The organism is Gloeocapsa sp. PCC 7428 (assembly GCF_000317555.1).
GTDB lineage: Bacteria > Cyanobacteriota > Cyanobacteriia > Cyanobacteriales > Chroococcidiopsidaceae > Chroogloeocystis.
Genome location: NC_019745.1, coordinates 2,392,114 through 2,403,856, shown reverse-complemented (window position 1 = coordinate 2,403,856; position 11,743 = coordinate 2,392,114). Strand labels below are relative to the sequence as shown.

Below are 11,743 nucleotides of genomic sequence, written 5' to 3'. Positions count from 1 at the left end.
GCTGCTTGTCTAAAGCACTGCATCTGCATCCTTAGTTCACAAAAACTTGACCATCGCTTTGAATTCTGATTACGCCTTGATTATCATCAAGGGGAGTTGCATCTTCATCGAGTGAGACTGCTAGTAGACCTGGTTCAGCGTCTGTCGTCACTGGTAAGATCTTCACAAATCCATCATCTTGGCGGACAACAGTTATCGTTGCTGGTAATGGCACATTTTGCAATGTCGCTTCTTCTCCACCCGGTAAGTAGCGCCGTCCAGTATGTCCAGTAACTTCATAAGTAACGAGTGCGTTAGTATTATTTTTCAGTCTCACGCTAACTTGTTGACCTGTCGGCTTAAGCAGTGCTACTGGTTCACTACGTTCTTCTGGTAAGGGGGGCTGTACTGGAAGTGTCTGGGGTGTTCCTGGGGGGTTAGTCACTCCTGGAGTGACTCCTCTAACTGCTACTCCTGGTTGACCTGGTGTAGGAACCACTTCTCCTGGTGTAGTAGGTGCGTCAGCTGGAACGATGCGATTGGGAGTTAGATCGCTACCTGGTAAACCTGGAGGGTTTTGTCCTGCAACCGTGTCACTTGGTTGTTGGTTAACGATGATCCGATTAGGAGTTGCCGACGATGCACCATATTGTTGCGTAAATGCATTCGGTGGACAACCTTGGGGTACAAAATTTCTACTGTTGAAAGGTTCTTCGTAGTAGATACGCGGACAGGGATTGAGGACTGAGGATTGGGCACTTGCTGCTAGCGGTATGGCTGGTATGCCAATGAGTAATCCTCCAAAGATGCTTCCCCAAATCCCAACTTTTCTACGTAAATAAAGCTGATTGATTCTATTCATATATACCTTTTTGTCAAGAAAACATTGAAAAAGCTATGATACATAATGTTTCGCGATCGCTTATCTAACAGAAAAACTATATTTCACGAAATATCTGTAATAAGCAATGTATACTGACTTCAAAAACGATAATTTGAGATAGTGGAAAACTCGTGGAGAAATGATTACTCGTTACTAAAATACGACTTAAGAAATAGCGGGCTATGTAAATAGGAATATAAATCCCCTCAGCACTCTTAAAACCCATGAACAACATGTGGGCAATACAATGAGTTAAGGAGATAAATTCACAACTACTTATTAAAGGCAATCACTTTAAATAGTGCGACACTATACTCAAAACTCAACTTACCTACTATAAACCTGAAGATAAATGAAGAGCATTTATATAGCAACCCTATCAAGAACATTCGCTCAGATAATTAGCAAATACATAACCTTTCAGAGGAATTGAAATAGATGCCCAACCATTGCTACTTCGATTTTTAATCATGACATAGCGTCCACTTGCGATGAAACCGACAATAGGACTCTGTGCCAAAGGTTGTTGGTAGACGTATATACCGTTAGTAGCTGCAACTTGACGGCAGTTTGGCGGCGGCGGCGGTGCAGGCGCGCAAGAGGTAAGATAACCCGCAAACACGTAACCTTTTAAAGGAATTGAAATAGGTATCCAATCATTGATGTTTTCCGATTCAATCCTCACATAACGTCCACCAGCAATACTACCAATTATGGAGCCGTAAACTGTTGGCTGAGTGTGTACGTATACTCCTTCAGGAGGAAACACTCGGCGACAATTATCCGCAGCCTGCGCAAGTTGGTTCTCTTTGTTATTTACGAGATTTAAATTCTGTGCATTGGCGCTAACAAAAGGCATAATAAAAGTGCTTACGGCTATTGACAGCGAAGCAGTTAAGACCTGTAACTTTAGCTCAAACCAATATTGTTTCATTAGCATCTTAGGTAGATTGGTTAAAATACTACTTTTTTGAATTTATCCCAATATTGCGCGATCGCGTAAATACTGAAACTAGAATAGCGGTAAAATTGGTAGCAATAAAAAATCTTGTTTTGGCTCATGTATAACTACATTTCAAGGACAATTCAACAGAGCAATTCACTGAGGTACAAAAGCAAGGCTTGAATCAACAGCAATTAGCCCAGCATCTTACGTGATGCTGATTTATCTTCCCCAAGTTTTCCACGATTTCGGTTTATCTTCGTGATGCTATAAGTTCGTTGCATCGTGTAGCACAAGGTAGCTTTGCTTGTGTAACTGATACTGCTATAGTCACGCGCTCAGCCAACGAACAAACTGATGCAGGGCTATGTGGATGGAATAAACAATGACGCATCTCCCCGATCGCCCACCGGAACCTGATTCTCATCAGCGTTTGTGGTTGATGTTTAGCCGTAGCAGTATTGCTATAGGAGCATTTTTACTTCTAGCAATTGTGGGAAGCGTATCCTGGGGATGGATCTTGATAAACCAAAGGTTAGTACCGCTAGTTGAAAGGAATCTAGAGCAGATACTCGGAAGACCTGTAGATATAGGGGAAGTAGAAAGATTTTCACTTAACAGTTTGCGATTTAGCTCAGCATCACTCCCCGCAACTCGTACCGACCCAGATCGGCTGACAGCAGATGCGCTAGAAGTTCATTTCGATCTTTTGCCATTGCTATTCGACCGGAGATTGGAATTAAATGTTACGTTAATCCAACCCGATATATACATTGAACAGGCGAAAAATGGACAGTGGGTTTCTACGCAGATTAAGACTCCAGATGGTGGTGCTGGTTTCATTCAAACCGAGTTAGAAACGATTCGAGTGCGAGATGCCGATATTGTATTAGTGCCAAATCCTGAACCAGATAGACCTAAAGGTGCAGTGGCGATCACCGAGGTTAGTGGAGTCGCTCGTTTTTTAGAACAGAATCAGCAGTTTCTTCAGTTTGAGCTAACTGGTCAACCACAGACAGGAGGCGAACTCGCAATCGCTGGAGAGACGCGCCCTGCAGCATTGCAACAAACGACTTTCAATATCCAAGCTCAAAATCTACTCGCATCTGATATCAGTCGAATAATTAATTTGCCAATTAACTTACAAGCAGGTCGAGTCGATGGTGAATTGAGAGTGCAATTGCAACCAAAAGGACAACCTGCGATCGCAGGGACAGCTAACCTGAGTAACGTCACTGCCAAGATTGAAAACGTTCCCGATCTATTTACTAATACCCAAGGGAAACTGGTATTTCAGCAGGATCGGACGATCGCCATACAAAATTTGACAACGCGTTATGGTAAAATTCCAATTCAAATCGGCGGGACGCTGAATACCCAAAAAGGTTATAACCTCTCAGGTCAGGTGAAAGCAGTTAGCGTCAATAATCTACTCAACACGCTGAATGTTGAGTCTCCCTTTCCGACGGTGGGAATTGTCAACGCAGACATTCAATTACAAGGAGCGATCGCTAACCCAATTTTAAGCGGAACCATCAGTACGATTAACACTGCCCAGATCGACCGCATTCCATTTAAAGATATTAGCAGTCGCTTTCGGTTGACAACAGGAGCAACACCAGAAATTACCTTTGCCAATATTCAAGCAACCCCAACTGTCGGAGGGCAAATTACAGGTCAGGGTCAAATTCAGCTAGGAACTCAACCCAAAGTAACGTTTAATTTCCAGGGACAAAATGTACCAGGAAGTGCTGTAGCTAAGCTTTACGGTACTTCTCCCCCAATTGAGATTGGTGATGTCTCAGCTACAGCCCAGATTTCTGGTTCTCCTGGCGATATCCGTACCGTAGCCCAATTAAAAGCACCTGAAGCTACATACCCTGGTACAGCAGAAGTCGTCGTTACCAACGAGGGAAATACGCTACTCCGAGATGCTGTTTTCCAGGTTGCAGGCGGTACAGTGACAGCCAACGGTCAAATTAATAGAAATCGGCAGTTTCAAGCGGTTGTTAACGCTAATGGAGTGCAACTTAACTCTTTTTCTCCTCAGTTACGGGGACAATTGAGTACCAATAACCTGCGCGTGTCTGGAAATTCGTTTGAGCTATCAGATATTCAAGCCCAAGGACAAGTGCGCTTTTCTCAAGGTTTAGCCGTAATCGAGCAACCCCTGACGGCTCAAGTTAGGTGGAATGGAGAGCAAATTATCGTTCAAAAAGCAACTGCACCAGGAATAAATGCGAGTGGAACTGTTGCCGTGCGCTTACCAGAACAGGCAGCACCCCAAATTGCTGGGTTCAACTTAGATGTGCAGGCGCAAGATTATGACTTGCAAGACCTCGGTTTGATACCTAGTAATGTGGCACTAGCAGGGCAAGCAGATTTTACCGGAAAAGTTACAGGTACTCCTGATGCCCCCAACGCAGTAGGGAATCTGAGTTTGCAAAACTTGAGAGTCAACGATTTAACCTTCGATTCGGTATTAACTGGCAAATTAAATTATCAAGCAGGGCAGCAAACTCAACTAGAACTCAGCGGTCAAGAAGACAGAATTGCTTTTACCTTGAATGAGAATAATCGCCCAATTTCATTTTTTGTCCGACGCGATCGAGCGTTAGCAACGGGTACAACTCAAGGCGAAAACTTAATTGTCAATGTCCAAGACTTTCCTGTAGCTGTGCTGCAAAACGTGATTCCAGGGAATCGCTTGCGAAATTTAGGCACAATTGCTGGAGATCTATCTGGCAAGTTAGTCATCGATTTAGCCGAGAATATAGCCGATTCTACAGTAGTAGGAGATTTAGAAATTGCTCGACCAAGAGTAGGTCGGTTGGCAGCTAATGTATTTCGCGGGCGCATCCGTTATGATGCTGGTGCTTTCGCTTTAACCGAGGGAGAATTGCAGCAAGGCGAAAGTCGCATTTCCTTGAGTGGAGATTTACAACCAGGAGACGATAGACAATTTCAATTCCAAATTAACTTTGACCAAGCCAGAATTGAAAATGTCTTGCAAGCACTGAGTATTTTTGGTTTTGAAGACTTTGCAGGTGGATTGTTACCTGAAGATATACCTGGAGCAGAGGTATTACAAACGGTACCTGTAGGCTTACCAGAAAGAGCCTTACTCACTCAACTACGGCGGTTTTCGGAAATTGAAGCTTTGCTGGCACAACAGCGCCAACAACGAGAAGCAGCGCCGCTACCAACCCTAGCAGAATTAGACGGCACGCTCAGCGGTAAGATTGCTGTGAGCGGAGCATTACCCACAGGAACGCAACCAGCATTTAACGTTAGCTTCGATCTTTTCGGTCAAGACTGGGTATGGGGCAATTACACAATTGACGAAGTTATTGCCCAAGGAACTTACAATAATGGTGTCTTGACGCTGCTACCGCTGCGAGTTGACTTTGGTGAAGGACTCATCGCCTTGACAGGAACGTTAACTCAGGAGCAACTATTAGGACAGGTACGAGTTGAAGCGCTGCCAGTATCGCTCATCGAACCTTTTCTTTCTCCACAATTTCCCATCCAGGTGGCAGGTAATTTGAATGCCCTGGTTACTCTCGCAGGTAGTTTAGAAAATCCCACAGCTATAGGAGAAGTGGCGCTAGTTGAGGGAAGTGTAAATCAGCAACCAATTGACAATGCCCAATTGAGTTTTAGCTACAACGACGCACGGTTGAATTTTGGCAGTACAGTATTAGTAGCACAGACGCAGCCAGTAGAAATTATAGGCAGTATTCCTGTAGCGTTGCCCTTTGCTTCGGTTCAGCCTGATAATAACAAAATTAGCATTCAAGCCAACGTGCAAGATGAAGGTTTGGCGCTGTTAAATTTATTGACTGACCAAGTTGCTTGGGTTGATGGTCAAGGACAAATAAACGTTGCAGTACAAGGAACTTTAGACCAACCTGTAGTAACGGGGACAGCAGTCGTAAATGATGCCACTTTACAAGCTGACGCTTTGCCCGAACCGCTAACAGATATAACGGGGACGGTGGAGTTGAACGGCGATCGCATCATTGTTTCAGGCATTACAGGGCAATACAATACAAGCGAAGTACAAGCAGAGGGAACTATACCTATTTTTAGCTCTCAAGCAGCACAACAGCTAGCGACAAATAATCCCCTTACAGTATCCTTTAACAATCTAGATGTCGATCTTGAAGGACGCTATCAAGGCGGAGTCAGCGGCAATATCGTCATTACTGGCACCGCCCTATCTCCTGATATTGGCGGCAGGATTCGCTTAGCAAACGGTCAAATATCTTTGGGAGGAACGGCAGATGCTCCTACTTCTGCACTAGACAGTACAGCTAACAATTCTACAAAGGAATCCGCCATAGAACTTGCCAATTTGCAGTTGATTCTCGGCGACGATGTGCAAATTGTCCGCCAGCCCTTGCTCAACTTTGAGGCAGAAGGCGATCTTATCATCAACGGTACTTTAACAAATCTTCGTCCTCAAGGAGTCGTACGTTTAGTAGGGGGACAAGTCAATTTATTTACAACTCAGTTCACTTTAGCGCGGGGCAAAGAACAAACAGCACGTTTCACCCCAAAGCAAAAACTAGACCCGATTCTTGATGTAACTCTAGTAGCAATTATACCGGAAGCAACAAACATTCAGCCGGTTTCAACCTCTCCCCTCTCAGGTGAGATCCGCGATACTCCTATAACGAGTTTTGGTAACTTCCGCACCGTGCGCGTACAAGCAGCAGTACAAGGACCAGCCAGCGAGTTAGCACAAAATTTGGAACTGACCAGCGATCCAAATCGCAGCGAAGCTGAAATCGTCACGCTATTAGGCGGCTCCTTTATCAATACCTTTGGTAGAGGCGACCCTGCTTTAGGACTTGCCACAATAGCAGGCTCTACGCTGTTAAATAATCTACAAGGAACGATTACTCAATTGGGAGAAGCGATCGGTATTGATCAATTACGTTTGTTCCCTACGATTGTGACTGACCCAACAGAAAACGTTTCAGTATTGGGTTTAGCAGTTGAGGCAGATTTTATCATTACTGATGATTTTTCTGTTTCTTTATCGCGGGTGTTCGCTGCTGATGATGCCTTGCGATATAACTTGCTTTACCGTCTCAACGACCAATTTTTGGTACGTGCCTCTACCAATTTGAGTGGCGAGAGTCGGCTGCTTGTGGAATATGACGCAAGATTTTAGGGACATTATGGCTGTATTGCAAAAACTTTTGCCCTCTAAGCTCATCAAATCTGTAAGTATTACCCTTTCTTTATTGTTATTTCCAGCCACGGAACTTCAAACCGCAGCATTAGCGGCCGATCGCATTTATGCAACATATGGAGCTTTGGAAAGTTCGGTAGAGATCGACAATTTAGTAGAGTTTGCTAAAACAGGCAAAATCGAGGGAGGATTAGCCGATTACACCCGCCGACTTAACCCTACACAGTTGGCGAGGCTGCGACGCTTATTAACTGCAAAAATCAATCTGAGTCCGGTGGCAATCTCCCAATTTCTTTACTCGCCAATTGGTGAAACTCTATTACAAAGGTTGGGACAAATTATTCAAACTGAAGCCGGACAACCTGGATTTTATGCAATTCGAGCGGCCATAATATTAGCGGCCGCACAAGAACCACAAGGCTTTACCTTACTCGATGTCTTGCGTCAGTTCCCCACCAACGGCATTCGAGTCGATCTGATGCAAAGTCTAGAGACAGTAGAGGAATTACAGACTCTCATCGAACGTACAAATCAAGCGATCGCGCTGATCCAACAAGAATCGACGGCTGCTGCTATCAATCAACAATCAGCCAATTTCTCTCAGTTACCAGACTTGCGCCAAACAGGAAGTTTTAGCTGGAATAAGCGCACGCTACAACTTTATGACCGCAGTCGCGATCGTGCTTTTGTTGCTGATGTTTATATTCCGCAAGTGTCAGGAGCCGCAAGCCAAGGAGAGTTATATTTAGCGCCTGTAATCGTTATCTCCCACGGTTTAGGCTCAGACCGCAATACTTTTAAATATTTAGCCCAGCAGTTAGCTAGTTATGGTTTTGCCGTTGCTGTTCCCTCGCATCCAAACAGCAATGCCGAACAATTGCGATCGCTATTAAATGGTCTTGCTAAGACTGTGACACCACCAAGCGAGTTTATTAATCGTCCTCTGGATGTCTCCTATTTGCTTGATGTTTTGGCACAACTTGACCGCACCGATTCATCTTTTGCTCTTGATTTGCAACAAGTCGGAGTTATTGGTCACTCCTTCGGCGGATACACGGCATTAGCTTTAGCAGGTGCTGCGCTAAATTTTGACCAACTGCAACAAGACTGCAAGAATGTAAGTAATACGTTTAATTTGTCGCTCTTACTTCAGTGTCGGACGATCGAACTACCAAGTACTCAATATGATTTGCAGGATAAAAGAATCAAAGCAGCGATCGCTATTAATCCAATTACGAGCAGTATTTTTGGTCGAGACGGGTTAAGCCAAATTCAAATTCCAGTGGCAATTGTAAGTAGTAGTGCCGATAAAGTTGCACCTGCTTTACCTGAACAAATTTTGCCTTTTACCTGGCTTAGTGCCAAGAACAAATATCTTCTTCTATTCACTAGTGGAACGCATTTTTCCGCCGCCGATAAATCCGATCCTAATACCGAACCTTTACCTATTCCCGAATCAGTTATCGGTTCAGACCCTGCGTTGGCTCGTCGTTATCTTAGAGCTTGGAGTGTGGCTTTTTTTGCAACTTATATAGCAGGTTCGCCGCAATACTTTCCCTACCTGAGCGCTGACTATGCTCAAGCCATTAGTCAACCACCTCTAGCTCTGAGTGTAGTGCAATCCTTATCGGCGAATCAATTAGCTCAACTGGTCGAGTAAGGAAGCTCATCAAACTTGTTACGAAGAAGCAGCTGGTAACTGTTCTGGTTGCAAAGTTAGTTCTTGAGGTAAACCATTACGATTAACTGTAATTTGGAGTGTTTTACCTAAGTTGGTTGCTTCTACCAAGTCTTGTACTTGGTCGGCATTTTGAATTTCTACTTGATTGATTTGAGTGATAATGTCACCTGGACGTAAACCAGCACGGGCTGCTGGAGAGTTGGGAGCAACGTCAACGATTAAAACTCCCTGTTCTTGCTCAATTTTAAAACCAAGATTACTCTGATTAATTTCTTGCTGAATTTCTGGTGTCAGTTCAATTAATCGCACGCCAATGTATGGGTGTTCAACTCGACCGGTTGAAATTAACTGATTTGCTATTCTTTGGGCAGTGTTAATCGGAATAGCAAACCCTAATCCCTGCGCTCCACCAATAATAGCAGTGTTCACTCCTACGACTTCGCCTTGAGCATTGAGCAAAGGTCCGCCAGAATTACCAGGATTGATTGCTGTATCGGTTTGCAGAAAATCAAGTCGTTTGTCGTTGACACCGATATCTGAACCACTTCGTCCTGTAGCGCTAATAATTCCTTGAGTCACGGTATTATTTAAACCAAGAGGATTACCAATTGCGATCGCCCATTGCCCGACGACAATATTGTCAGAATTAGCTAGCTTAACTACAGGTAAGTTTGTTCCCTCGACATCAATAACTGCTACATCCGTAATAGGATCTGCACCGACAACTTTTCCAGCAAAACGCCGCCCATCTCTTAGCACAACTGATACTTCATCGGCATCTTCCACCACATGAGCGTTAGTGAGGATGCGACCATCTGGGCTAATAATAAATCCCGAACCGATACCTTGTTGAACTCGCTGTTCTGGCGGAAACAGTTCTTCACCAAAAAATCGCTCAATTAGCGGGTTACTACTAGCAGCAGGGACTTCAACTGTGCGGGTAGCATCAATTCTTACAACTGCTGGTCCTACTTCTTGAACAACCTCAGCCACAAAGTTGGCATTGTTCTGCAAATTAGCTACTTGTTGAGTAGGTGAAGGTTGGATTTGAGCATTTCTATTTTCTAGAGATTCGCATCCAGCACTACCAATTACGAGCATTCCTAAATATAAAACGGGTTGTTTAAAAATTTGCTTAATTGTCTCCTTATGCAAGTTTTTCAACTCCATAACTGTAAAACATACTAGTTCTAAAAACTGAAGAAGAATCGAAGTTATAACACTAGATCGTAATAGTGGAAAACTCGTGGAGACTGGCTAGGCTATAGCACTTATTATGAGCATCAATTACTTTGACTATATTTGTAGTAGGATGCGATCGCACTGTCCTGTAGGTATGCCACTAGAGTGGGCTAACCCTGATGAATACGATGCACTACTTTTACCTGGAGGTGCTTTAAATCCCGACCAACTACCTACTAATTCTCAAGCAGTACAGTTCGTCAAGTCCTTTTTTGCAGCAGGTAAGCTGGTGGCGACGATCTGCCACGGTCTGTAGACGTTGATTGAAGCCGATGTAGTTAAAGGACGTACGTTGCTTCTTGGCATTCATTGCAAACTGACTTGAGAAACGCTGGTGTAACTTGGGTTGATCGGGAAGTTGTAGTCGATCGAGGACTAGTAACGAGTCGTAACCCTCAAGACATTAGCCGCAGGCAATTGTTGAGGGAATGACAACGCGATCGCCTACCTTGAAATTCCGCCCATTCGAGCCAATGTTTTCATGTCCCAAAATTGTGCCAGGTTTCATACCTGTAAATGTTCCCCGAATCATGTGCAGATCCGTACCCCAAATTGCACATGAGGTTAGTCGCACGAGCGCATCTGTTGACTCTTGAATTTTAGGTTCTGGTACGTCGTCTAATCGAATATCTCCAATTCCATGAAAACAACTGCTTTCATTATCAACACTCCTATTGATTTGTTAGTTTCTATAGAACGTTGCAATTTAAAGGTGTACGTGAATATTTAAATAAAAAATAAAAAGTCACAATCATTTTTTATGGCTAATATAAGCTCGGTGATTTATACTCTTCTATCAAATTACAATTGGTAGCTAATGGAAAAAACTATTAGATATTGCAAACGCAAACTAACTTTGCAAAATTACGTAATACTCGTAATTATTCACTAACTTAGCTACGCTTTATATCTTCATTATCTGCCTCAAGAGAGATATCAAAATTAAACAAGATGCGTTCTAAAATACAAATAACGATCATTCTCGTTTTTTATATCTCAATTTTGCTTTGTATCGCTGCAAATTATCTTTTATCTTAAAATTAAACCTTTGCTTTACTAAGCTTACATATTGTAAGATGTAGATATGATTGTAATCTATATTTTTTTTAACTTAAAGCTGCTTCTACTTGTTCAGCAAGCTTTAAGGGATTAAATGGTTTGTTAAGTATACCTTTGACACCTAATTCAATAAAATTTTGCTTAATAAAGCGTCCTTTAGCTGTTAGTAAAATAACAGGAATAGTATTAGTGATTGTACTAGATTGAAGTTTTTTTAACGTAGTTAGCCCATCCTCATCTGCCATCATGACATCTAAGAGAATTGCATCGGGTTGACGATCTTGGGCTAAGTGTAAGCCTTCACGACCCGAATGAGCAATTAGAACCTGCCATCCGCCCATAATTTCTAGGCAAGTTTGGATCAATTGTAAAATATCATCTTCATCATCAATAACTAAGATTCTCTTCTTTGCCATTGCGTTATACCTTCTGCTCTAACTTATTAACTTGACAAATGCGATCGCTTGTTGTTTTTCATATAGTCTTAATTCTTCCTCATCGTCTGTGTCTGTAAATCGAGAAATCTGATAAATGAGTGTGCCAACTGCAAAAAGCGCAAATAGAAGAGCGATCGCCATCACGATATGAATTATAACGTTGCTAGGGCGAGGGTTTTGCATAAATTTTGATGGTTTTATTAGGGTAATTATGTTAGGACTGTCATTAAGTTGTTAGATTTAAAGTCATATAAACAGCATGCGGTTAATGCTGTCAAACTTGAGAAAAACCTAAGTATTGAGAACTATTACGGTT

The 11,743-nt window shown here is 42.9% G+C and carries 10 protein-coding genes; 4 read left to right on the top strand and 6 right to left on the bottom strand.

The features are described from left to right. Positions 1-31: 31 nt before the first annotated feature. Positions 32-841, bottom strand: a complete 810-nt coding sequence (locus GLO7428_RS10485; protein WP_015188525.1) for a hypothetical protein — start codon at positions 839-841, stop codon at positions 32-34. Positions 842-1,241: 400 nt separating this feature from the next. Continuing rightward, a complete protein-coding gene (locus GLO7428_RS10480; RefSeq protein ID WP_155823682.1) occupies positions 1,242-1,721 on the bottom strand; it encodes an SH3 domain-containing protein in 480 nt (159 codons plus the stop codon). Between the two features lie 469 nt (positions 1,722-2,190). Between GLO7428_RS10480 and GLO7428_RS10475 the strand changes: the two genes are divergently transcribed. Both GLO7428_RS10475 and GLO7428_RS10470 read left to right on the top strand, forming a co-directional pair. Next, positions 2,191-6,987, top strand: a complete 4,797-nt coding sequence (locus GLO7428_RS10475; protein ID WP_015188522.1) for a translocation/assembly module TamB — start codon at positions 2,191-2,193, stop codon at positions 6,985-6,987. Positions 6,988-6,994: 7 nt separating this feature from the next. Next, on the top strand, positions 6,995-8,668 hold the full coding sequence (locus GLO7428_RS10470; protein WP_015188521.1) for an alpha/beta hydrolase: 1,674 nt from the start codon (positions 6,995-6,997) through the stop codon (positions 8,666-8,668). 18 nt (positions 8,669-8,686) lie between these two features. Here the strand turns inward: GLO7428_RS10470 and GLO7428_RS10465 are convergent, their stop codons facing one another. Further along, positions 8,687-9,859 (bottom strand): HhoA/HhoB/HtrA family serine endopeptidase, encoded by a 1,173-nt coding sequence (locus tag GLO7428_RS10465; protein WP_015188520.1) that lies wholly within the window; start codon positions 9,857-9,859, stop codon positions 8,687-8,689. Between the two features lie 106 nt (positions 9,860-9,965). On the opposite strand from GLO7428_RS10465, the gene GLO7428_RS29450 reads away from it, so the two are divergent. Both GLO7428_RS29450 and GLO7428_RS29445 read left to right on the top strand, forming a co-directional pair. Continuing rightward, positions 9,966-10,187 carry a DJ-1/PfpI family protein gene (locus GLO7428_RS29450; protein ID WP_255348372.1) on the top strand — a complete coding sequence of 74 codons (222 nt, stop codon included), beginning with the start codon at positions 9,966-9,968 and terminating at the stop codon, positions 10,185-10,187. Positions 10,188-10,240: 53 nt separating this feature from the next. After that, a complete protein-coding gene (locus GLO7428_RS29445) occupies positions 10,241-10,363 on the top strand; it encodes a DJ-1/PfpI family protein (protein WP_339366811.1) in 123 nt (40 codons plus the stop codon). Here GLO7428_RS29445 and GLO7428_RS28985 read toward each other — a convergent pair. The 3 genes from GLO7428_RS28985 to GLO7428_RS27815 form a co-directional block, all read right to left on the bottom strand. Continuing rightward, entirely contained in the window at positions 10,335-10,505 is a 171-nt protein-coding gene (locus GLO7428_RS28985) for an alcohol dehydrogenase catalytic domain-containing protein (RefSeq protein ID WP_231295577.1), read from the bottom strand. The genes GLO7428_RS29445 and GLO7428_RS28985 overlap by 29 nt on opposite strands. A gap of 532 nt (positions 10,506-11,037) precedes the next feature. Beyond that, a complete protein-coding gene (locus GLO7428_RS10455; protein ID WP_015188519.1) occupies positions 11,038-11,406 on the bottom strand; it encodes a response regulator in 369 nt (122 codons plus the stop codon). Between the two features lie 18 nt (positions 11,407-11,424). Next, positions 11,425-11,610: a hypothetical protein gene (locus tag GLO7428_RS27815; protein ID WP_015188518.1), complete on the bottom strand. Its 186-nt coding sequence runs from the start codon at positions 11,608-11,610 to the stop codon at positions 11,425-11,427. Between the last annotated feature and the right edge of the window lie 133 nt (positions 11,611-11,743).

What these genes read in the sequence shown, in the direction of transcription:
- GLO7428_RS10485 (WP_015188525.1), bottom strand. Translation starts at nt 841, where the DNA reads ATGAATAGAATCAATCAGCTTTATTTACGTAGAAAAGTTGGGATTTGG.
- GLO7428_RS10480 (WP_155823682.1), bottom strand. Translation starts at nt 1,721, where the DNA reads ATGCCTTTTGTTAGCGCCAATGCACAGAATTTAAATCTCGTAAATAAC.
- GLO7428_RS10475 (WP_015188522.1), top strand. Translation starts at nt 2,191, where the DNA reads ATGACGCATCTCCCCGATCGCCCACCGGAACCTGATTCTCATCAGCGT.
- GLO7428_RS10470 (WP_015188521.1), top strand. Translation starts at nt 6,995, where the DNA reads ATGGCTGTATTGCAAAAACTTTTGCCCTCTAAGCTCATCAAATCTGTA.
- GLO7428_RS10465 (WP_015188520.1), bottom strand. Translation starts at nt 9,859, where the DNA reads ATGGAGTTGAAAAACTTGCATAAGGAGACAATTAAGCAAATTTTTAAA.
- GLO7428_RS29450 (WP_255348372.1), top strand. Translation starts at nt 9,966, where the DNA reads ATGAGCATCAATTACTTTGACTATATTTGTAGTAGGATGCGATCGCAC.
- GLO7428_RS10455 (WP_015188519.1), bottom strand. Translation starts at nt 11,406, where the DNA reads ATGGCAAAGAAGAGAATCTTAGTTATTGATGATGAAGATGATATTTTA.
- GLO7428_RS27815 (WP_015188518.1), bottom strand. Translation starts at nt 11,610, where the DNA reads ATGCAAAACCCTCGCCCTAGCAACGTTATAATTCATATCGTGATGGCG.